This window comes from Acinetobacter sp. YH12120, from assembly GCF_013418795.1.
GTDB classification, from domain to species: Bacteria; Pseudomonadota; Gammaproteobacteria; order Pseudomonadales; family Moraxellaceae; genus Acinetobacter; species Acinetobacter towneri.
On record NZ_VPBI01000003.1, the window covers coordinates 114320 to 135925 of the forward strand.

Annotated in this window: 19 protein-coding genes; 8 read left to right on the top strand and 11 right to left on the bottom strand. The window is 41.4% G+C overall.

Features of this window, described 5'->3' with window-relative positions; all coding sequences use genetic code 11:
- Positions 1-640 precede the first annotated feature (640 nt).
- Positions 641-1954 carry an OprD family outer membrane porin gene (locus FTU58_RS03520; RefSeq protein WP_180062045.1) on the top strand — a complete coding sequence of 438 codons (1314 nt, stop codon included), beginning with the start codon at positions 641-643 and terminating at the stop codon, positions 1952-1954.
- A 99-nt stretch (positions 1955-2053) separates the two neighbouring features.
- Here FTU58_RS03520 and ppa read toward each other — a convergent pair whose 3' ends face one another.
- Both ppa and FTU58_RS03530 read right to left on the bottom strand, forming a co-directional pair.
- Positions 2054-2590, bottom strand: a complete 537-nt coding sequence (ppa, locus tag FTU58_RS03525) for an inorganic diphosphatase (protein WP_004975651.1) — start codon at positions 2588-2590, stop codon at positions 2054-2056.
- 124 nt (positions 2591-2714) lie between these two features.
- A complete protein-coding gene (locus tag FTU58_RS03530) occupies positions 2715-3113 on the bottom strand; it encodes an MAPEG family protein (protein WP_096902243.1) in 399 nt (132 codons plus the stop codon).
- Between the two features lie 104 nt (positions 3114-3217).
- On the opposite strand from FTU58_RS03530, the gene FTU58_RS03535 reads away from it, so the two are divergent.
- Positions 3218-3598, top strand: coding sequence for a hypothetical protein (locus tag FTU58_RS03535; RefSeq protein ID WP_131261673.1), 381 nt, complete (start codon positions 3218-3220; stop codon positions 3596-3598).
- Positions 3599-3697: 99 nt separating this feature from the next.
- Here FTU58_RS03535 and FTU58_RS03540 read toward each other — a convergent pair whose 3' ends face one another.
- The 7 genes from FTU58_RS03540 to FTU58_RS03570 all read right to left on the bottom strand — a co-directional run bounded on the left by FTU58_RS03540 (position 3698) and on the right by FTU58_RS03570 (position 12528).
- Positions 3698-5374, bottom strand: coding sequence for an AMP-binding protein (locus FTU58_RS03540; RefSeq protein ID WP_096902244.1), 1677 nt, complete (start codon positions 5372-5374; stop codon positions 3698-3700).
- A 148-nt stretch (positions 5375-5522) separates the two neighbouring features.
- Complete coding sequence (gene parC / locus FTU58_RS03545) at positions 5523-7742, bottom strand: DNA topoisomerase IV subunit A (RefSeq protein WP_180062046.1); 2220 nt, start codon at positions 7740-7742, stop codon at positions 5523-5525.
- Between the two features lie 174 nt (positions 7743-7916).
- Positions 7917-9236 (bottom strand): MFS transporter, encoded by a 1320-nt coding sequence (locus FTU58_RS03550; protein WP_180062047.1) that lies wholly within the window; start codon positions 9234-9236, stop codon positions 7917-7919.
- A 156-nt stretch (positions 9237-9392) separates the two neighbouring features.
- Complete coding sequence (locus FTU58_RS03555) at positions 9393-10037, bottom strand: trimeric intracellular cation channel family protein (RefSeq protein ID WP_004975638.1); 645 nt, start codon at positions 10035-10037, stop codon at positions 9393-9395.
- A 65-nt stretch (positions 10038-10102) separates the two neighbouring features.
- Entirely contained in the window at positions 10103-10570 is a 468-nt protein-coding gene (locus FTU58_RS03560; protein ID WP_179989581.1) for a YchJ family protein, read from the bottom strand.
- A 96-nt stretch (positions 10571-10666) separates the two neighbouring features.
- Complete coding sequence (locus FTU58_RS03565) at positions 10667-12250, bottom strand: TerC family protein (RefSeq protein ID WP_180062048.1); 1584 nt, start codon at positions 12248-12250, stop codon at positions 10667-10669.
- Positions 12247-12528: a hypothetical protein gene (locus FTU58_RS03570; protein WP_096902250.1), complete on the bottom strand. Its 282-nt coding sequence runs from the start codon at positions 12526-12528 to the stop codon at positions 12247-12249. The genes FTU58_RS03565 and FTU58_RS03570 overlap by 4 nt, the downstream gene beginning before the upstream one ends.
- Positions 12529-12583: 55 nt before the next feature.
- Here FTU58_RS03570 and FTU58_RS03575 point away from each other — a divergent pair, with 55 nt between their 5' ends.
- Positions 12584-13204, top strand: coding sequence for a TIGR00730 family Rossman fold protein (locus FTU58_RS03575; RefSeq protein ID WP_096902251.1), 621 nt, complete (start codon positions 12584-12586; stop codon positions 13202-13204).
- A 151-nt stretch (positions 13205-13355) separates the two neighbouring features.
- Here the strand turns inward: FTU58_RS03575 and FTU58_RS03580 are convergent, their stop codons facing one another.
- The gene (locus FTU58_RS03580; protein WP_180062049.1) at positions 13356-15242 is read right to left on the bottom strand and encodes a choice-of-anchor I family protein; all 1887 of its coding nucleotides are present in this window, start codon (positions 15240-15242) and stop codon (positions 13356-13358) included.
- Between the two features lie 183 nt (positions 15243-15425).
- On the opposite strand from FTU58_RS03580, the gene mdtD reads away from it, so the two are divergent.
- From mdtD to FTU58_RS03605, 5 genes are all read left to right on the top strand, one after another.
- Positions 15426-16817: a multidrug transporter subunit MdtD gene (mdtD, locus tag FTU58_RS03585; protein WP_180062050.1), complete on the top strand. Its 1392-nt coding sequence runs from the start codon at positions 15426-15428 to the stop codon at positions 16815-16817.
- Positions 16818-16950: 133 nt separating this feature from the next.
- Complete coding sequence (locus tag FTU58_RS03590) at positions 16951-17688, top strand: GH25 family lysozyme (protein WP_368779695.1); 738 nt, start codon at positions 16951-16953, stop codon at positions 17686-17688.
- A 34-nt stretch (positions 17689-17722) separates the two neighbouring features.
- The gene (locus FTU58_RS03595) at positions 17723-18733 is read left to right on the top strand and encodes an MBL fold metallo-hydrolase (RefSeq protein WP_180062051.1); all 1011 of its coding nucleotides are present in this window, start codon (positions 17723-17725) and stop codon (positions 18731-18733) included.
- 45 nt (positions 18734-18778) lie between these two features.
- Positions 18779-19834 carry a DNA polymerase IV gene (gene dinB / locus FTU58_RS03600; RefSeq protein ID WP_180062052.1) on the top strand — a complete coding sequence of 352 codons (1056 nt, stop codon included), beginning with the start codon at positions 18779-18781 and terminating at the stop codon, positions 19832-19834.
- Positions 19835-20297: 463 nt separating this feature from the next.
- On the top strand, positions 20298-20669 hold the full coding sequence (locus FTU58_RS03605) for a RidA family protein (RefSeq protein ID WP_179994878.1): 372 nt from the start codon (positions 20298-20300) through the stop codon (positions 20667-20669).
- Positions 20670-20766: 97 nt separating this feature from the next.
- Here FTU58_RS03605 and FTU58_RS03610 read toward each other — a convergent pair whose 3' ends face one another.
- Positions 20767-21309, bottom strand: a complete 543-nt coding sequence (locus FTU58_RS03610) for a DUF2726 domain-containing protein (protein ID WP_104852889.1) — start codon at positions 21307-21309, stop codon at positions 20767-20769.
- Positions 21310-21606 lie beyond the last annotated feature (297 nt).

The following is a 21606-nucleotide window of genomic DNA, read 5'->3' on the forward strand; positions in this document are numbered from 1 at the left end:
CACATCAAAAATAATTCAATGACCAAAACGATAGATCAATTTTAATTTTCGCAAGCCAACGACCATATAAAAGTTATGTATAAAATATCTGCTTAAACAGTTCTGTTTTCATCGTAATGCCAAAACTAAACACCGATGTTTCACATGAAATCCGTAATAGCCAAAAGCTATTACTCAAAGCTTAAATAAAATGTAATTTTTATACTCTTAATTCAAATAAAGATTCATAAATTTATTTCCCCACTTATCTCTTGCCCAAAATTCGACTTCATAGATAACCATTTCACAGGAAAAACTTCACCCTATTTTAAAATTTATGCTGTGCCTTATGCGCTTTGATCACACACCAAGCTGTTGAAAAATTGAATAAACTGTATTTTTAATGTACAAGTTGCAGATGCGCTGTATTTGGCTATGTTTCAGTGACTCAGTAAGTTTTAAATATGTTTATGTTTTTACTAAAAAATAAAATATTTATTCAACTTTTGAAAAGTCGATATTTTTAATGACCCCACAGTTTATCGAAAAAATGCTTAACTTTAGTGTCATAAGTGCTTTAAAAGTGATATTTTCGCGCATAAATAGCGATACAATTCGCCTACGTTTCAACTACACATTTACTGCATGAGGCCATCTCCCAATGCTGCAATCTAAAAAATTAACACTTGCGTTGCTGATCAACGCAGCGCTTGTTTCAACTGCATTTGCTAGCGAACAAAGTGAATCTAAAGGCTTTGTAGAAGACGCAAACGGTTCGGTTTTATTCCGTACAGGTTATTTAACTCGTGACTATAAAGGTGTAGAACCTGGTGACGATACAAGTTCATTTGCGCAAACTGCAATCGTAAAATTAGATTCTGGCTTTACCAAAGGTGTAGTTGGTTTTGGTGCAGGTATCATAGGTGATGCTTCATTTAAACTAGGTGAAAACAAAAATACTGGCAACCAAATGATTCCAGTCCACAACGATGGTTCTGCTTATGACCACTGGGCACGTGGTGGTGCTTATGTAAAAGCACGCGTATCAAATACAACAGCTAAATATGGTACGCAAGTATCTGAAATACCAGTAATTGCAAGCAATACAGCACGCTTAACACCTGAATACTACACTGGTCTTTATATTGAAAGTAACGAAATTAAAGACTTGACGTTAATTGGTGGTAAATTTACTAAAAACCAATGGTCAAATGACATCAGCTCAGACCAACAAGGTTTGGATAGTGCTATTTTCTGGGGTGCAAAATACAAATTTAACGACCAAGTTAATGCCTCTTATTATGGGGTAGATGTTAAAGATAAATTAGAACGCCACTATGCCAATGCAAATTACAACTTTGCTGTACCTAACGATGCAAATGTAACCTTAGATGCTGTGGCTTATAACACACAGTGGGAAGCTGGTGCAGCCACAGGTTCACATACTACAGATAACCTTGCAGACCGTGAAAACACTATTTGGGGAGTTTCGGCAACCTATAATAAAGATGCTCACAATGTAATGCTGGCTTATCAAGATAATGCTGGCAATACAGGTTACGACTATGCATACAATGCAAATGGTCTACAAAGTATTTATGTACCAAATTCATACTTATCTGATTTCAACGGCAATGATGAAAAATCAGTTGGCTTGCAATATAACTACAACTTTAAAAACCACGGTTTACCTGGCTTGAACTGGACAAGTGCATTTGTTTACGGTTGGGATATTGATGTTGCGGATCGCAACAATCGAACTGAAATTATTGATCAAGCTGAAGAACATGAATTTTTCAACCAAGTGAAATACACCGTTCAATCTGGTGCATTTAAAGATGCGAGCTTACGCTTACGCTACTCTTACTTGCGTTCAAGTAGTAGCTACAATAACCAAAAAGTGAATAACAGCGAAGGTATTGGCTCAACTAATGAATGGCGTATCTGGTTAGATATTCCTGTGAAATTATTCTAATTTCTCGGAATAGCCAACCCAATAAAAAACCTGCACATATTCTGTGCAGGTTTTTTATATTTTAGCTTTCATGTGAAAGCTAAATAGACTGCGCGCAAATTATGGATTTGCAGCTTTGTAGCCTTCAATTGAGTTCAATACTTCTTGTTTCGCAACATCAGCACCTTCCCAACCACTTAACTTCACCCATTTGCCTGGCTCTAAGTCTTTATAGTGCTGGAAGAAGTGTTCAATTTGGCTGATCAATAATGGTGGAAGATCCGTATATTCTTGAACATCTTTATAAATTGGGGTTAATTTTTCGTGCGGAACGGCAACCAATTTCGCATCAATACCACCATCATCTTCCATGTTCAATTTACCCACTGGGCGGCAACGAATCACAGAACCTGGCTCTACTGGGTGTGGGGTCACAACCAATACGTCTAGCGGATCACCATCCAATGAAAGTGTATTTGGCACATAACCGTAGTTCGCTGGATAGAACATTGCTGTACCCATGAAACGGTCTACAAATAATGCATCAGAATCTTTGTCAATTTCGTATTTGATTGGCGCTGCATTGGCAGGAATTTCAATGATCACATAGATGTCATTTGGTGCATCTTTACCCGCAGGGATATTGCTGTAGCTCATAGCATCACTCTTAAACAAGTTAAATCTTTTTAAAACCGCGTCAATTATAACGGTTTTCTGTCCTGAATTACTGCGCGATTATACATCTGCAAGGCAAAAATACATATTTTCAGACATGACTTGATCAGGTCAGTTTAATCACCATCAGCAAAATACAAATTGGACAAAGTAAAGACAGCATCCAAACAATTGAACGCAGCGTCGCCCAATTGGCTAAATAACAAATTCCATAAATAATGCGCAGCACAATATAAGCAATACCAAACATCATCACCACCACTTGTGGGATGACCATATATTCCGCCATGAGCACTGCAGCAATAAATAAAGGCAGGCTTTCAAAACTGTTTTGCTGTACGGCGTTAGCACGTGCAGCAAAACCTGTGGTTTTGGCTAAAAATTCACGTGGATTTTGGTTATCTTCACGTTTAAAGCCGCCTGCCATTTTTGCGACAACAGCAAAGACATACGGCAATAAGCAAGCAATTATAATTAGATAAACAATTCCACTTATGCTTTGCATCAATTTTTTCTCATAAACTGTATTGAGAACTTATCATAACATGGCATTTCTTGAATAAATTTTGTTAAATAGCATGTTTTAAGCAATTGTATAAAGGATCCATTATGGTCAGCCCAGATCAAAAGGAAATGTTAGATGTACTTGAAAAGCAGCGCCAACATCAACTGCGAGTGGATCGTGTTTTAAAAATTGTGTTGCCTATTGTGGCATTTTTATTGACGGTAATTTGTGCCAACATGAACGTATGGTCAACTATTTTTAGCTTTGTTGTGCTTTGGGTGGCGTTTTATGCGGTGGGGATTAAGCGTTTACCGTTATGGCACTGGATTATCGTGATTGTGGTGTACTGCTTGATGGATAATATTTTAAGTTATGGCAGTTTTAATCAATCAGGTTTTAGTCGCCAATTTGGTGCGATGTTTATTTTCTTGGGTATTGTGGGTGTTGGGCGTCGTTACTTTGACCGTTGGCTGATGAAAGAGTAATACTTTTGCCTTTATCGAACAAGAAACAATCTATTTTCTATAGCATATAAAAAATGCCCCTGAGTTTTCAGGGGCGTTTTTATTTCAGAGCAGAATGAATTACGCAGTCTTACGCAAATCTTTACGCAAAATTTTACCTACGTTTGATTTTGGCAATTCATCCATAAACTCCACATAACGTGGGCGTTTATAGCCAGTTAAGTTCTCTTTAGCGAATGCTAATACTTCTTCTGTGGTCAATGATGGATCTTTTTTCACCACAAACAGTTTTGGCACTTCACCTGATTTTTCATCTGGTACACCAATTGCAGCCACTTCCAATACTTTCGGATGCTTCGCAATCACTTCTTCAATTTCAGATGGATAAACGTTAAAGCCTGATACCAAAATCATGTCTTTTTTACGGTCTACAATTTTCACATAGCCCCGTGAATCCATAACACCAATGTCACCTGTACGGAAGAAACCATTAATCATCACTTTATCGGTTTCATCTGGACGGTTCCAATAGCCTTTCATGACTTGTGGACCACGGATTGAAATTTCACCTTGCTCACCCAGTGCAACTTCATTGCCATCATCATCCAAAATAGCCACTTCAGTTAATGGTAATGGAATACCGATTGTGCCACTAAATTCTTCAGATGCAGGTGGGTTTGCCGTTGCAACTGGTGAAGTTTCAGACAAGCCATAACCTTCAATAATGTTAGTGCCTGTGACTTTTTTCCATGCTTCAGCAGTTGATGGTAATACGGCCATACCACCGCCCATCGCCATTTTCAATTTGCTGTGATCAAGCTGTTTAAACTCTTCATTGTTCACAAGCGCATTGAATAAAGTATTCACCGCAGGGAAGAAAGTTGGTTGATATTTGCGTAATTCTTTCATCACCGCAGGTAAGTCACGCGGGTTTGGAATTAAGACGTTTGCCTGACCTTTGTACATGCCGTAAAGCGCACACACCATGAATGCAAAGATGTGATACAGCGGCAATGCACAGAAAATACGGTCATCTGGCTGACCATCTTGTGCACCGAATTTACTCTGGAAAATACCATCACATTGCAGCATGTTTGCCACAAGGTTGCGGTGTGTTAATTCTGCACCCTTAGATACACCTGTTGTACCACCCGTGTATTGCAACACAGCCGTATCACTTAAAGTTAAGCTTGGGCGTTTGTAGTTGCTTGGGCTTACTTTAGACATTGCTGCGTTAAATTTAACGTGACCCGGAATGTTCCATGCAGGAATTTGCTTACGCACTGAACGTAAAACAAAATTCACCAACGTGCCTTTTAATGCACCTAGCATATCGCCCACAGAAGCAACAACAACATGCTTCACAGGAGTTTTACCAATAATCGCCTGATAAACGGATGCAAAGTTTTCAATAATGACTAAAACTTCAGAACCAGAGTCATTTAATTGATGCTCTAACTCACGTGAAGTATAAAGTGGGTTCACGTTCACCAAAACTAAACCTGCGCGGAACACCCCCAGTGCAACCACAGGATATTGAAGTACGTTCGGCATCATCACCGCAACACGCGAGCCAGGTGCCAAACCTAAACTTTGTAAATAAGTTGCAAATTTACGGCTAGCTTCTTCTAGTTCACTAAAGCTTAAAACCTTATCCATAAAGATAAAGGCATCACGTGAACCAAATTTTTGGAAATTACGTTCAAAAATGTCTACGAGTGACGTATTTTCTGCAGGCAGTTCTACAGTTTCTGGAATCCCTGTCTTTTGGTATTCAGCAAACCAAATCTTTTCCATAATGCCAATTTCTCCAATCAATAATCCTTAGTTTTAAACTGTTTTTCTCAATACAGGACGTCGTTCTTTGCTTGTTTATGTCCCGTATTGCATCCATTTTCACGAATACAAACCATATATAACGTATTTTGCTTAAAAAACGCTAGTATTATCTTTGAATTAACAGTTTATTTGCTTTTTGGTAACCGCGTGGTAAGAGATGACCTTTCGTGCCGCGCTTCGCCACATACTTCAGCAAATCGTCGCCTTTGAGTTTGAGTTGTTGCTGTCCTGCAAATACTTGAATTGCTTCATCTAAACTTAAAGGTAACATAGACACCAACTGATCTTTTTCTTCAAGTTGTATCAATTTATTACCTTTACCTTTGTTCAAAATTGGCAATTCTGACAGTTCAATCACCAGTAAACGCCCTGCTGAACTGAGCAGTGCAACATGACTCGCGTGTTCAATCATTTGCAAGTTCATCACTGTCGATTGTTCAGGCAAAGACAGGAATGCTTTACCTGCTTTGGCATTGGTATCTAGCTGTTTGGCCTGCGTTTTAAAGCCGTAACCTTTGCTGCTGGCTGCTAGAATTTCAGTCTCATCATCGGCAATCAGTAATTGTTTAAAGCCAACGCCACTGGCAGGAGCGAGTTTTGAACTTAATGGTTCTCCCAAGCCACGTGCCGAAGGCAAGCTATTAATTGGCAACGCATAACTGCGTCCCGTATCATCTAAAATATAAACGCGCTGATTGGATTTGCCTTGTGCATGACTGAGATATTGATCACCCGCACGGAAGTTTAGATTTTCCGCATCGACCTCATGCCCTTTGGCACAACGAATCCAGCCTGCTTCAGACAACACCACCGTCACAGGGTCGGCAGGTAGCATATCTTGTTCATTAATTGCAGTCGCTTCGGCACGCAATACAATCGGTGAACGACGATCATCACCAAATTTTTTCGCGTCTTCTTTCAACTCACTGATAATTAAGTTTTTCAATGATTCAGGATTCGCCAATTGTTCACGAATAATGGCAGCACGTGCTTCTAATTCTTCTTGTTCACGGCGAATTTCCATTTCTTCAAGCTTGGCTAAATGGCGTAGCTTTAACTCCAAAATGGCTTCGGCCTGAATTTCATCAATACCAAAATGCGCCATCAACTCGGCTTTAGGATGATCTTCTTCACGAATAATCCGAATCACGGTATCAATATCTAAATAGGCAATCAGCAAACCTGCCAAAATGTGCAGTCGCTTTTCGATTTTATTGAGATGATATTGCAAACGACGTGTGACGGTATTTTTACGAATCTCAATCCATTCCAGCAAAATACGACGAATTGATTTCACCTGCGGACGACCATCTGCGCCAATCATGTTCATATTGACACGATAGCTCGATTCTAAATCGGTCGTGGCAAACAAGTGACTCATCACCGCTTCGGCATCAATACGGTTAGAACGGAGTACAATCACCAAACGGGTTGGGTTTTGATGGTCAGATTCATCACGCACATCGCTCACCAACGGCAGTTTTTTCGCCTGCATTTGATCGGCAATTTGGGTAATGATTTTTGAACCCGAAACCTGATACGGCAATTCGGTAATCACGATTTCATTTTTTTCGATGCTGTACACCGCACGCATACGGTAACTACCACGACCTGTACTTTGCATTTTCAGCAATTCTTCAGGTGGGGTAATAATTTCAGCTTTAGTCGGTAAATCTGGTGCAGGAATATATTCTGCAACTTTTTCGTCGGTTAAATTTGGGTTACGAATCAGGGCAATTGTACCTTTCACCACTTCACGCAAGTTATGCGGTGGAATATCGGTCGCCATTCCCACGGCAATACCTGTGGTGCCGTTAAGCAAAATATTCGGTACACGCGCAGGCAAATTGACAGGTTCTTTTAATGAGCCATCAAAGTTATCTTGCCAATCACAAGTACCTTGCCCCAATTCCGCCAAAAGTACTTCACTATATTGCGATAGTTTGGCTTCGGTATAACGCATGGCGGCAAAGGATTTAGGATCATCGGGTGACCCCCAGTTGCCCTGCCCTTCAATAAATGGGTAACGATAACTGAACGGCTGCGCCATCAACACCATAGCTTCATAACAAGCAGAATCACCATGTGGATGGTATTTACCCAATACATCCCCTACGGTACGGGCCGATTTTTTCGGTTTGCCGCTGTGCTTGAGTCCAAGCTCACTCATGGCGTACACAATACGGCGTTGTACAGGTTTCAAACCATCGCTGATATGGGGTAATGCACGATCCATAATCACGTACATGGCATAGTTAAGGTATGCACGTTCAGTAAATTCTGCTACGGAACGGTTTTCTGTTGCATGATGCGCAAGGCTTGTCATAAAACCTGTCGTCCTAAATCATTTGTTTTTGTATCAATCGGCTTATGCTATGCCGCAGCAGCATCCTGCACAAGGGCTAGTAAGGATGCTCTGCGACAATTTGTGTCTTATGCCGTAAAAATATTCATTTTATAAAAAACAGCAATGCAAAATATACGATGGCTGGTGGTTATTTTACAAACCTATCGACTCTAAAGTTCTGCCTTTGGTTTCTTCACCCAACACCACAATCACCAAGGCAACGGCCAATAAAACCGCTGTAAACATCATAAAGACATAACTAAAGCCATTTTGCATAACCATCATGTGCGTGACCACCATTGGAGCGACAATACCACCCATGCGTCCAATGGCCGAGGCCCAACCTGAACCAAAAGCACGAATATTGGTTGGATATTGTTCAGGAGTATAAGTGTATAGCACACCCCATGCGCCCAAGTTGAAGAACGACATCAAACAACCCCAGAACATGATCATCGCTACACTGTCGGCCTGACCAAAGAAATAAGCCGATACGGCACACATGCCAATAAAACCAGCTAGTGTGGCTTTGCGCCCTAATTTTTCGACCAGCCAAGCAGCTGCAATATAACCGGGTAATTGCGCCAAAATCATGCCCAACACATATTCAAATGACTGTACGATGCTGTAGCCTTGCTGCACCAACAGACTAGGCAACCAAGTGAAAATGCCATAATAGGAATAGACAATGCCAAACCAAATCAGCCACAGCATTAAACTACGGCGTGCAAATGGCCCCGACCACAGTTGGGTAAAAGAGATATGCTGTTTAGCGGCAACAGGCTGAACTTCAATCTGTTCAATGACTTCTACCCCACATTGACGCTCAAACTTTTGTACCAGTGCATGTGCTTCGGCAATACGACCACGATTGATCAGATATGGGATAGATTCAGGGACTTTTTTCCAGATAACCAAGGCATATAAGGCAGGCAAACCACCGATTAAAAATGCTGTATGCCAATCAAATTTTGGAATCACAAAATAAGAAACCAATGCCGCACATAACCACCCCAAGCCCCAAAAACTTTCCAGCAATACAATAAAGCGCCCACGCACATGCGCAGGAATGTATTCACTGACCAACGTCACCGCTACGGGAAGCTGCCCGCCCAAACCTAAACCGACAATAAAGCGAAAGACCAGTAACCAAGTTAAATTCGGTGCAAAGGCACAAGCGGCAGTAGCTAGACTGTAAATCACCAAGGTGGTGGCAAATACAGTTTTACGTCCAATTTTATCGGCCAGACCACCTGAAAAGACTGCCCCAATGGCCATTCCGACAAAACCAATCGACACCACCATGCCTTTTTCGGCAGGGGTCATGCTCCAGTCTTCTGCCATTTTTGCCAAAATAAAGGAGATCAGTCCTGTATCCATGGCATCAAACATCCAGCCCAGACCAATCACCACCAGTAGGCTATAGTGGAATTTTCCAATGGGTAGACGTTGCACACGCGAAACTAAATCCATAACACACTCTTTAAGTTGGCTAAAAGGATATGGGCTAAAACACAACTGCTGTTGTATTTTTATACTATGAATTGACAGGATGTGGATAGCATTAAAAAACCGATCTGGTGATCGGTTCGCTTCTATTTAGATATTCAATACAATTCTTATAACCAATTAGGTTTCATCTTTAGAGGATGCTGAATGTTCATCATCGTCCTGATAAATAAATTTAGGCATTTCTAAGCCAAAATAAATCGCAATCAAACGCAAAGTAAAACCAAAAACAAGTGTTGAGATCACGGTCAATTCAAGCGACAAACCGATTTCGATACACAACCAATAGCAAATCACGGACACAAAAGAAATACTGGCATATAGCTCACGGCGGAACACTAAAGGCACATCGTTACACAGAATATCACGCAGAATCCCACCTGACACACCTGTTAAGACGCCTGCAACGGCAGACACCACAAAGCCATGCCCCATTTCCAAAGCAATTTGACAACCAATAATAGTGAAGCCAATTAAGCCTAAAGCATCGAGCACCAAGAAAATGGAACGTAAATGACGCATCCATTTGGCAATTAAAATGGTGATAAAAGCTGCAATACAGGTCAGCACCAAATATTCAGGATGTTTGACCCAAGTCAGCGGATAATGCCCCAACAATACATCTCGCACCGAACCACCGCCCAATGCGGTGACACAGGCAATTAAGGTGACACCAAACCAGTCCATGCTGCGACGCCCTGCAGACAATGCGCCTGTCATCGCTTCTGCGGTAATCGCGATTAAGTAAATGACCAACAACAACATGGACTTGCCCTTCTTTCACTAGGCCAATAGATGCGCGTTATAATAAGCGAAAAACCAAGATAAAGTTATAAAAATTGCGCACAACATTGCTTAAATTTTTTACCCGAACCACAAATACACGGCTGTTTCATGGTCGGCTGTTGCCCTGTGGTCGGATCTAGAAAATACCAGCGTGCCTGATGTTGCACAAAATGGGAAATTTCATGGTGAATTTGCGCCTGCTTAGCATCATGGTAATGGGCTTTAAATTCAACTTGGGCATGGCTTTTATCTAACTTTTCATTGCTATTCAGCACTTCGAGCTTTAACCATTGATTCGACTTGCTCCAATCTGCAATTGCGCCAACATCCAGACTTGCCTGTTGTCCTAGCGCAGTGGTTTGCACAATATAATCAATTTGTTGTAAGGCAAAAGCACTATAGCGTGAACGCATGAGTTGGCTTGCAGTTTCCGCATGTGCCTGCCCTACGTGTAAAGGTTGGCAGCAGTGTTGATAATCGCCCTGCCCGCATGGACATGCCAAATTCTTCATCAATATTCCAAAACAATTTTAAATAGACAATCATCTTAAATAAAAGATAGGAAAATAGCCCGATATACGGGCTATTTTCGGTGGGGTATTTGCAAACTATTCTTCGTCAGAACTTCCTTGCTGAATCAAATGCACTTTTTCAATTTTATGTCCATCCATGGTCACAATTTCAAAAACATAACCATCGGAAAGCAGCTTTTCACCGTTTTCAGGCAAACGCCCCAAATGGAATAAAATATAGCCTGATAAAGTTGAATATTGCTCGCTTTCATCCACCAAATCACGACCTAATAATAAAGATACGTGGCGAATATCAATGGAACCATCTAGCAATAATGTGCCATCTTCCAAACTTTCAGCACTGGCTTCGAGTGCATCTTCATCTGGGAATTCACCTGCAATTGCTTCCAGAATATCAATGGGTGTGGCAACGCCTTCAATCGAGCCGTATTCATTCAGCACAATCGCCATTTGCAGCGGTGCTTGACGCAATTGCTCCATCACCATCAAAACTTGGGCATTTTCATGCACAATTACGGGTTCACGCAAATGTGTTTCAAAGTCCAGTACACCTGTTTCAATGTATTGATTCATAACTTTATGGGTTAAGACAATGCCTGAAATATTGTCCAGTTCACCACGTGCCACAATCACTCGTGAATGGGTCATACTTAATAATTGGCTGCGAATTGAAGCATCATCTTCGTCTAAATCAATCCATTCCAATTCAGGGCGTGGCGTCATCACCGACTTTACAGGACGCTCAGATAAGCCCAACACTCCTTGTACCATCACGCTGTGATAGACGCCATTTTCAGCATCAAAGACTTCATCGGCAAAGGCGCGGGTAGCTAAAACATCTTCATTGATATGACTGCTTTCTGCCGTATTTTGACTTTTGCCACCTAACATCCGCATCACAGCCGAAGCAGTACGGTAGCGCAAATCGGTGGTGGTCACGGTTTTTTCCTGATTTCTGCGGATGGTTTGGTTCAGGAATTCAATCATCACCGAGAAACCGATGGCGGCATATAAATAGCCTTTTGGAATGTGATAACCAAAACCTTCCACCACCAATGAGAAACCAATCATCATCAGGAAGCACAGGCATAGAATCACCACGGTAGGATGCTTATTGACAAAGTCCATGAGCGCCTTAGACGCCCACAACATAATGCCTATCGCAATGATCACCGCAATCATCATGACCGATAAATGCTGCACCATGCCCACAGCGGTAATCACGCTGTCGAGTGAGAACACTGCATCTAGCACTACAATCTGCACAATCACCATCCAGAAAGTCGCGTGCACAGGGTTTTCTTCTTTTAGTGCTGGTTTGCCTTCAATGCGTTCGCGCAGTTCCATGGTGCCTTTAAACAACAGGAACACACCACCAAACAGTAAAATCAGGTCACGTCCAGAGAAAGGATGTTCAAAAATATGAAACAGTGGTTGGGTCAGAGTGACGACCCACGCGATAGAGGCGAGTAAAATCAGGCGCATCCCCAAGGCGAGAAGCAAGCCCACCACCCGTGCCGTATTGCGTTGTTCTGGCGGTAATTTTTCTGCCAAAATGGCAATGAACACCAAGTTATCAATGCCTAATACAATTTCGAGTACGATCAGGGTCAATAACCCAACCCACGCAGCGGGGTCAGACATCCATTCAAAGATCATGCGCTCTTCTCCTGAATATCATGGGTCAAACGTGCCACACGGCGATGACACTGAAAAGATAAGTTTGCTTGCTCTGGTTGGCACAGCATGTAATTTAAAAATATTCGTTCGGTGCGACTACTGCCACTGTCCATGACGATTCTATAGTTGTCAGACAAGCTTTGAGTATAGGAAAGTTTGCGCTCAGATTCATCCCCTTTTTGCGACATCATCCACGTCAATGCAGCACTTTCACAAATCTTTGCAAATTGAACACTGCATACTGACGGGTTTGTCATATTTGAGCACTAAGCTAGAGCCAACAAAAAGAACATGCTATGGTGAAGAAAATAAATGAATAGCGAATTAAGAATGACCCAATATATCAATAATCCATCTCCTCAAACCTCTCAACCTTTGGTGGCACTGTACTGTGGTTCGCGCTCTGGCAATAACCCGATTTATCAGGAAAAAGCAGTACAACTGGCAAGAAAACTGGCCGAGCAAGGCTTTGGTATGGTCTACGGCGGTGCGAGTATTGGATTAATGGGTTTGGTTGCTGACACCGTTGTGCAACATGGTGGGCAAGCGGTGGGAGTAATTCCTGAATTTATGCTGGATTATGAAATTGCCCACAGTAATTTAACCGAGTTACACGTAGTCAAAAGCATGCATGAGCGTAAAGCGATGATGGCAGATCGCGCCAGTGCTTTTGTGGCGTTGCCAGGCGGCTTGGGTACTTTTGAAGAGATTTTGGAAATTGCCACTTGGGGGCAATTGAATCAGCACCAAAAACCGATGATTTTATATAATGTAAATGGCTTTTATGATGCGCTGATTCAGCAGTTAGATCATGCGGTGCACGAAGGTTTTTTACCACCACAGCACCGCGCTAAACTGATCGTGTGTAACCACTCCCATAAAATTATTAATGCCTTGAAGAATTTGGATTCTCCACGTCATTTTGTGGGTTGAACTTTTTTAGCTACATGAAATAGCAATAAAAATGAAAGTGAAAGCGAGTCGGTGACTCGCTTTTTTTAATTCACTGTTCATTGGTTTTTACAGCACAAAAAAGAGAACACCAAAGTGCCCTCTTTAATAGATTTCTAATTTTGCAATGCTGTTAGTTAAGCTTGATTTGGTAGACGGCAGTAGTTCCACTGACTTCATTACCCACAACTAACAGTGGCTTGCCGTTAGGCGAGTCTTTGGCTGCAATAAAGATCAAACCTTCGGGACCGAGATTTGAATTTTCAACGGTAACCTCATTACCTTCTGCATCGAAAGATGTACGGGTTTCACCAAACTTACGATCATTAAAATACTCAACAAAAGATGCTTGTGTCGGTTGGGTAATGTCGTACACCATAATGCCACCCATACGCTCCAACCCAATAAAGGCAAAAGTTTTTTGACCAATTTTACCTAAAGCAATGCCTTCAGGCTCAGGGCCTTTATTGTCACTACGATCATCTATACTTAATTTTTCATGATTGGTATTAAAGTATTCTGGAAATAATTCAGCAGCTTTACGTTCAAAGTCATTTTTTGAGTCCCAAACAATTTTTTTGGTTTTAGGATCTACAATACTGAACGAGCGGCCACCATAAGCATATAGTTTGTCATAGGTCATGAAACCATCGCTGTCTAGCACAGGCTCACCATTTGTATCTTTCTTGTAACCTTGCGTCCAAGTAATCGTCAAACGACCCAATTGTGAATCTTTAATTAAATTATCTGCACAAACTTCATTGGCATCTGTAGTGGTACATGCTTTAAATACGTTTGAATCAAGCTTTGCGCCTTTAACCCCTGACTTTAATAGACGTAAATGCGCTGCATAATCGCCATTGGTACTGAAGCCTTTATTATTGAATAAGTGTTTAACACGAATTTCTTCTGCATAACCCTGAGTTATTTCATCCGTACCAAAATATAAGTCTTCATCAACCAACCATTCACGCGCATCACCTTCATTGGCAGTGACCAAGTAGCTTTGTCCATTGGCTTGATATTGCGCAATTGCATCTGGCATATACATGCCATATAAGCCTGGCCAAGCTTGAATATTAATCATCCCCTCATTTTTAGCACAGGCTGTAATCGTTTTACCGTTATAGTCTTGCTTACCAACAACACAATCACGATCACCTGCATCTAAAGCATTCGCAGCTAAGCCAAAGTTTTTATAACCCAATGGGAAAATATCGACCACTTGGTCTTGAACCAAATCAATCACAGCAATCGCATTATTTTCTTGTAAGCTTGCCCAAGCAGTTTTACCATCATCACTCACAGCGATATATTCAGGTTCTAAATCTTGCGCAACAGTCGCATTTGGACCAAAGATACGCACGCCCGCATCTAATAATTCCTGCTTACGTGTATTCCATGCCTGAAAATCTGCAGTTTTTACAGTAGGCTTGTTGATGTCAGTTAGATTAATAATACTGATTGAACCTTCTGGATCAATCTTATAACCTTCATTTGGCTCACCTTCATTGGCAACCAAGACTTTTTTGCCATCTGGAGTAAAAGTCAACATATCAGGCAATGCACCGACTTCAACTTTGCTGATAAAGCTCAGGTCTTTGGCTTTAAAAAATGCCACGATGCCTTTATCAGTTTTAGGTGTTGCCTGAACAGCTAAAGCGACAATACCTTGATGTACCGCAACACTATTGACTTCAGAATTCGCCAAATGAGTCTTGGCATCCAAGCTGTTCAGCTTAACAGGTGCACTTGGGTTGCTTAAATCCAGTACATCGACCACGCCATTTTTCGCATTGACTACAAATAAACGTTTACTTTCAGCATCATAAGCAGAAATTTCCGCAGCACTCGCACCAAAAACTTGTGCATCGTATTCCCCTAAACGCTCCAAACTAATTGTTGTAGGTGTTGCTTCAACAACTTCTTCTTTTACAGGAATAGGATCATTATTATCATTACATCCCACCATCCCCACAGACAATAAAGCCAACATTAATGCAGAAATTTGCGTTTTCATAAATTACTCATCATTTTTCTAAATGCACCCAACTTACAAACTCAAAGTGAATAATCGGTGACAAATAGATGACAATTTCATTGCATTTCCTTGAATTTTCAAACACTTTTCATGTTTTTATAGATGCAGTCCGCTAGATTGCAAAATGGTTTAAACTAGACCAAATGTCCATTTTGCCGAGTTATGAACCAAACACCGACCCATCAAGCCCTGCATCCTGAATACCGTCTTTTGGTATTTCTGGTTTCAATTGGCTTTTTTATGCAGGCGCTCGACACCACCATTGTGAATACAGCAATCCCTGCAATGGCGAATAGCCTGCAGGAAGACCCGCTGCGGATGCACAGTGTTGTGGTGGCGTATGTGCTCTCGGTGGCAGCGTGTATTCCATTAAGTGGATGGTTGGCAGATCGTTTTGGGGTACGCAATACCTATTTTGCAGCGATTATCATTTTTACCCTTGCCTCTTTGGGTTGTGCTGCAGCAGCGAGTCTGAATGAATTACTGTTTTATCGGGTGATTCAAGGTATTGGTGGCGCATTGCTCTTGCCTGTCGGGCGCTTGGCGATGTTAAAAATCATTCCACGTACCCAGTTTTTATCTGCCATGAGCCTGATGAGTCTGGCAGGGTTGATTGGCCCCTTAATTGGCCCAACGCTGGGTGGCTGGTTGGTCGAAGTCGCCACGTGGCACTGGATTTTCCTGATCAACATTCCTATGGGCATCTTGGGCTGTTGGATTTGTATTAAAGCCATGCCGAATGTGACTGAAACTGAAGTTAAAAACTTTGATTTTCTCGGGTTTATCCTATTAGTTGTGGCGATGGCGGGCTTATCTTTAGGCATCGAAAATTTTGCCAATCCACAATATAACCTGCTTTGGAATTTTGCGTTAATCTTGGCTGGTGGTATTGCTGCAGCATGCTATGCTCGCCATGCTCACACCCATCAAAATGCCTTATTTCGCAGTGATTTATTTAAAAATCGCTTATATGCGATTGGTATTTTAGGTAACTTTTTTGCCCGCTTCGGGGGCAATGCCATGCCTTTTATCATGCCAATCATGCTGCAGGTGGCTTTTGGTTTTGAACCATTTATCACAGGTTTGATGATGATTCCAACTGTGCTTGGTTCTTTGGTATCTAAACCAATTATTCGGCCTTTAATTCAACGTTTTGGCTATCGGCAGTTTTTACTGACCAATACGTTATTGGTCGGGGCGTGTATTGCTAGTTTTGCGCTGACCACTGCTGAAACTGCGACTTGGTTACGTGCCTTGCATTTTTTTATATTTGGGGTGCTTAATTCATTGCAGTTTGTGGGTATGAATACCTTTACACTCAAAGATTTACCTCAACAAGATGCCAGCAGCGGCAATAGTTTTTTATCCATGATTATGATGCTGTCGATGAGTATTGGCGTGGCATTGGCAGGTACTTTGGTGAATATGTTTAGTGCCTATTACGGCGCAGGACAGTTAGTCAGTGCCTTTCATGCCACTTTAATTTGTTTGGGTGTATTAAATATTTTGGCATTTTTAGTGTTTTGGAATATCCCCAAACACACGGCTGTTTAAAACGCCATTACCGAAAGCGCATGGTGCTACACCGCACTGCACGTTATGATATGACTTTGCTCCGCGAAGCTTTTTCAACATGCGCAAACCGTCCAATCAAGCTAAAAACTCAGCTTTTACACCGCACTATCGTATGACCATTGCGATGCTTGGCAGTGCTGTTTTGGCGGTTTTATTGTATTTGGGTGTGTTGCGCCAACAACCTGCGGCAACCGAAGAATATCCGATTCAAGGATTTGACGTGTCACATCATCAAGGCGATGTTCAGTGGCATAAAATTTCCCCACAAAAATATGCCTTTGTCTATTTAAAAGCCACCGAAGGGGGCGATTTTAAAGACCGTAAATTTCAGGATAACTGGCTCAAAGCCCGTGAACATGGCTTTTTGGTCGGCGCCTATCATTTTTATCGCTTATGCCGTGATGGAGCAATTCAGGCAGAAAACTTTATTGCGACTGTTCCAAAAAAATCCGACAGTTTGCCACCTGTAATTGACTTGGAGTATGACAGCAACTGCATCAATACCTATACCAAAGAACAGTTACTGCGCGAAATTCAAATCATGCATGATGCGCTATATCAACATTATGAAAAACAACCGATTTTTTATGTATCTAAAGCCTTTTACAATATGGTATTAACTGAAAGCTTTAAGCAAACACCACTTTGGGTCAGAGAATATCAGGGTAAACCACAACTGGCAGGTCAGCCAAAATGGTTATTTTGGCAACATACCAATCAGGGTCAAATAAAAGGTATTCACACCCCAGTCGACCTAAATGTTTTTTATGGCAATACCAAACAATGGCAGCATTTTTTAACAGACAACGCAATTCAACCCACAAGACTTGAACCGAACCAGAAAAAATAACAAGATAGCTGCATCACAATAAAAAAGTACCGTCATGAAAATTATGAAAGGGCTGCTTTGGGCTGCTCTTACGCTCAGCATTTGTGCAGGATTCGCACTGCTTTACCTATTACAACCCGCAGGCAAACTAGAACAATTTTCCGCATGGCAATATTCAACAAAAACCACAAATGCCAACTTAAAAGTACATTATTTTGGCGTATCTACCCTATTGTTTGATGATGGTGAAAACCAAATTCTGATTGATGGATTTTTTAGTCGCCCCTCTCTTGCACAAGTCATGTGGAACAAGTTAGACAGCCAACCAGCCTTATTGCACAAGTTGATTCAACAGCATCAATTACAACGCACACGTGCGATTTTGATCACCCATTCGCATTATGATCACACGCTAGATTTGCCATTTTTGGCGCAGCAACTCAAACACAGTCAAATCATCGGTTCAGAAAGTAGTTTGAACATTGCCCGTGGTGCCGCAATTCCTGAATCTCGATTAAGCCTTGTCAATCCTGCCCAACCAATACAGATTGGAAAGTTTAAGATTACGGCTATTCCATCACAGCATACCCCTGCCACCGCTGTGAATAATGATTTAGGTGAACAAATTCAACAACCATTGTCCTTACCTGCCCGTTTTTATGAATTTAAAGAAGGCGGCAGTTTTGATTATTACATTCAGCATCCTGAACAGAACATTTTAGTCAAAGCCAGTACAGGCGCGATTTCTAAACAATTACAACACTTGCAGGTAGATACTTTATTTTTAGGGATTGCACAGCTCTCTAAACAATCGGTTGCTTTTCAACAGCATTATTTAGATGAAACTGTGGAAACGTTGCGCCCTCGTGTCGTGATTCCAATTCATTGGGATAATTTTTTCCAGCCTTTAGCGCGCCCTTTAGAGTTTTTGCCCCGCATTGCCGACCATAGCCCACGGAGTTTACAGCGTTTGATCGACTATGCAGAACAGCAATCGACACAGGTGATTTTGCTGAATAGCAACACGCCTTATCCGCTTGCTCCGATGCTACAACCGACTTCCTAAACATGCGATACTGTTGAAATCTAAACGCTTCATCTAGTTTGTGCCATGCGGAAAATCATTCATATTGATATGGATGCCTTTTATGCCTCTGTTGAGCTGCGCAGTCGTCCTGAATTGCAGCATTTACCTGTGGTGATTGCTTCGCATCATCCTCGTGCTGTGATTGCCGCGGCATCCTATCCTGCGCGTGAGTTTGGTTTACGTTCTGCCATGTCGATGGCACAAGCCCGCAAACGCTGCCCGCAGGTGGTGGTACTCGAACCCAATTTTGCAGTCTATCGTGAGGTTTCCACACAAATTCATCAGATTTTTCAGCGTTATACACCACTTATTGAACCCTTGTCTTTAGATGAAGCTTATTTAGATGTCACCGAAAATTTACAAGGTATTCCAAGCGCAACTGAAGTCGCAATGCGGATTCGGGCAGATATTTTTCAAAGTACAGGTTTAACGGCCTCGGCAGGTGTCGCACCGAATAAATTTTTAGCCAAAATTGCTTCGGACTGGCATAAACCCAATGGCATTTGCGTGATTAAACCCAGTCAAGTGCAGCAGTTTATTCAGGACTTACCCTTAAAGAAAATTCCAGGCGTAGGTAAAGTCACGCAGGAAAAATTAAAAAGCTTGAATTTAAATACCTTGAGCGATTTGCAACACATTGAAGAAAACCTGTTGATTCATCATTTTGGCAAATATGGAAAACGCCTGTTTTTATTTGCCCAAGGGATTGATGAACGTCCTGTGCAGGCAGAACGTGAGCGCCAGCAAATTTCCAAAGAAATCACCTTTGATGATGACTTAAACTTAGCCGAATGTGCAGCTTACTGGTCTAGCTTGATTGATCAGGTTTGGCACAGTTTAGTGAAAAAACAATATGTTGCACGTGGCGTATCGGCCAAATTGAAACTCAAAAATTTTCAGGTCTTACAACATAGCAAAAGTTTTAAACAGCCTCTTGAAACTAAAAATGATCTTGAAAAAGTCCTGCAGCTTTTGCTTCACGAAATGCATATTCCCGCACAGGATCAATTCCGTTTAATTGGGGTCGGTCTGTATCAACTCAGCCCTGCCGATGAGCAAGCACAACTATCTTTGCTGTAAATATCACAACTCATAAATATCACGGATTTTAAAGCGGTAAACTTCCCGCTCTACATAAAACATACCTAGCCAATACTTGCCGATGAATACTAAAGCCAACTTTTGTATAAATTTCAGCCAAAAGAATAAAAATAAGACAATTTACCCTTCACAGTTGTGCTTTTTAGAGTAATCTATGCGCGCGATGTATTTATCCGTACATACGCTGAGATGTCAAAAATCACCATTACTTTTGGCATACTTGTCCTGTGATTGGCGTGACGATCAAATCCGAAGATTACAGGACAACTCTGCGCTTGGCACTTCGCCGCTTTAATACCGCATCTCTCTTTTCCTCGTATTTTCCATTCAACTACTTTTTATTTTAAGCAGACTGCTGCCTGCATATTTTCCACGTGCTTGCCTGCCTCTATAATACCTCACGCTTTTTATACCCAATCGCTTGGCGCGAGGATCACACCCAATGGCTGTTCAACGTCTACATATCCAAAAACGTTATTCTGAAATTGCAATTTCGGGAAATTTAGTCCATTTGGCAGGGCAACTGGCAGAAGACACACAACAAGATATTGAGGGGCAAACCCAACAAACACTTGCCCTGATTGATCGTTTATTGGCAGATGCGGGTACAGATAAAAGCCACATCATGTCGGTGATGATTTTTCTAAAAGACATTGAGCGCGATTATGCCGCAATGAATCAAGTTTGGGATGCTTGGGTGGCAGATATACAAGCTTTACCGCGTACCTGCGTAGAAGCCAAGTTATATCGTCCTGACGTTTTAGTTGAGATGACTGTGGTTGCAGTCAAACCTGAAGAGCAACCCAACGTATAACAGATGTGATTGGATCAGGAACATGCCCAAAAAAATCAGCATGTCATGGCGACATGCTGATTCATATTGTCTATCTAGTGACTTTAGCGGCAAGCGTTTAGCCCAATACCTTCACTTTATGGCGTACAGAATGCGCTAAAAAATCATACTTTTTTAAGGCAGTATCCAAATCTTCTAAATCTGCATAAGATGACGATGACTGCCCAAAAGCTTCGCGTAATTCGTGATATTCAGGCACATCTTCATAACGCAGCACTTTATAACCCGCCAAACGCAGCAATTCATCTTGGTATTGTGCATTGCGGCTACGTTTCAACATCAACAAATCATCTAAAGCCACAATTGCAACAACTTGATGATTGGCATCCAACACCACAAAATCGGCCATCATATTGCGGTATTTATGTCGAGTACGTGAAAATTTCGTGGTCAGCAAGGCATCAAAAGACACATGCGCCAAGATGATATGTTGAGGTAAAATTTCCTGCAAACGTGTATACGTCAGCTGTTCATTTAAGTTAAAAATTGCACGTTGCTTTAGTGCACTGTCCTGAGGTTTTTCTCTATTTTCCAAGCCCTTAACCGCCATCAAGAGAAAGAAAATCAGTATCAAAACCCCAATCAAAATATAAATGGTCATCATTCAATCCTTAAAATCATTTTTTATAGTTGTTTCGGCTTCATGCCGATTTTTTCATCAAATCAGTATATAACACGCTTTTATATTTAAACGTTCCATTTAAGAAACTACATGAAACATTGACAAAACCATCATAGAAACAGAAATTTTGTTTCACAAGCCCGCCTTTTGTCTAAGTGCTGTAGCATCTAAGCGTGTTTTTATCATTAGATACGAATACTGTATAGCATGCAAAAAAATAACAAAGCAATGCTTAACAGATTCGATTGTCGGACAATTCCGATGAAATGAAAAGCA

Coding starts and splice junctions, on each gene's coding strand:
- FTU58_RS03520 (WP_180062045.1), top strand. CDS start 641: ATGCTGCAATCTAAAAAATTAACACTTGCGTTGCTGATCAACGCAGCG.
- ppa (WP_004975651.1), bottom strand. CDS start 2,590: ATGAGCTACAGCAATATCCCTGCGGGTAAAGATGCACCAAATGACATC.
- FTU58_RS03530 (WP_096902243.1), bottom strand. CDS start 3,113: ATGCAAAGCATAAGTGGAATTGTTTATCTAATTATAATTGCTTGCTTA.
- FTU58_RS03535 (WP_131261673.1), top strand. CDS start 3,218: ATGGTCAGCCCAGATCAAAAGGAAATGTTAGATGTACTTGAAAAGCAG.
- FTU58_RS03540 (WP_096902244.1), bottom strand. CDS start 5,374: ATGGAAAAGATTTGGTTTGCTGAATACCAAAAGACAGGGATTCCAGAA.
- parC (WP_180062046.1), bottom strand. CDS start 7,742: ATGACAAGCCTTGCGCATCATGCAACAGAAAACCGTTCCGTAGCAGAA.
- FTU58_RS03550 (WP_180062047.1), bottom strand. CDS start 9,236: ATGGATTTAGTTTCGCGTGTGCAACGTCTACCCATTGGAAAATTCCAC.
- FTU58_RS03555 (WP_004975638.1), bottom strand. CDS start 10,037: ATGTTGTTGTTGGTCATTTACTTAATCGCGATTACCGCAGAAGCGATG.
- FTU58_RS03560 (WP_179989581.1), bottom strand. CDS start 10,570: ATGAAGAATTTGGCATGTCCATGCGGGCAGGGCGATTATCAACACTGC.
- FTU58_RS03565 (WP_180062048.1), bottom strand. CDS start 12,250: ATGATCTTTGAATGGATGTCTGACCCCGCTGCGTGGGTTGGGTTATTG.
- FTU58_RS03570 (WP_096902250.1), bottom strand. CDS start 12,528: ATGACAAACCCGTCAGTATGCAGTGTTCAATTTGCAAAGATTTGTGAA.
- FTU58_RS03575 (WP_096902251.1), top strand. CDS start 12,584: ATGAATAGCGAATTAAGAATGACCCAATATATCAATAATCCATCTCCT.
- FTU58_RS03580 (WP_180062049.1), bottom strand. CDS start 15,242: ATGAAAACGCAAATTTCTGCATTAATGTTGGCTTTATTGTCTGTGGGG.
- mdtD (WP_180062050.1), top strand. CDS start 15,426: ATGAACCAAACACCGACCCATCAAGCCCTGCATCCTGAATACCGTCTT.
- FTU58_RS03590 (WP_368779695.1), top strand. CDS start 16,951: ATGACCATTGCGATGCTTGGCAGTGCTGTTTTGGCGGTTTTATTGTAT.
- FTU58_RS03595 (WP_180062051.1), top strand. CDS start 17,723: ATGAAAATTATGAAAGGGCTGCTTTGGGCTGCTCTTACGCTCAGCATT.
- dinB (WP_180062052.1), top strand. CDS start 18,779: ATGCGGAAAATCATTCATATTGATATGGATGCCTTTTATGCCTCTGTT.
- FTU58_RS03605 (WP_179994878.1), top strand. CDS start 20,298: ATGGCTGTTCAACGTCTACATATCCAAAAACGTTATTCTGAAATTGCA.
- FTU58_RS03610 (WP_104852889.1), bottom strand. CDS start 21,309: ATGACCATTTATATTTTGATTGGGGTTTTGATACTGATTTTCTTTCTC.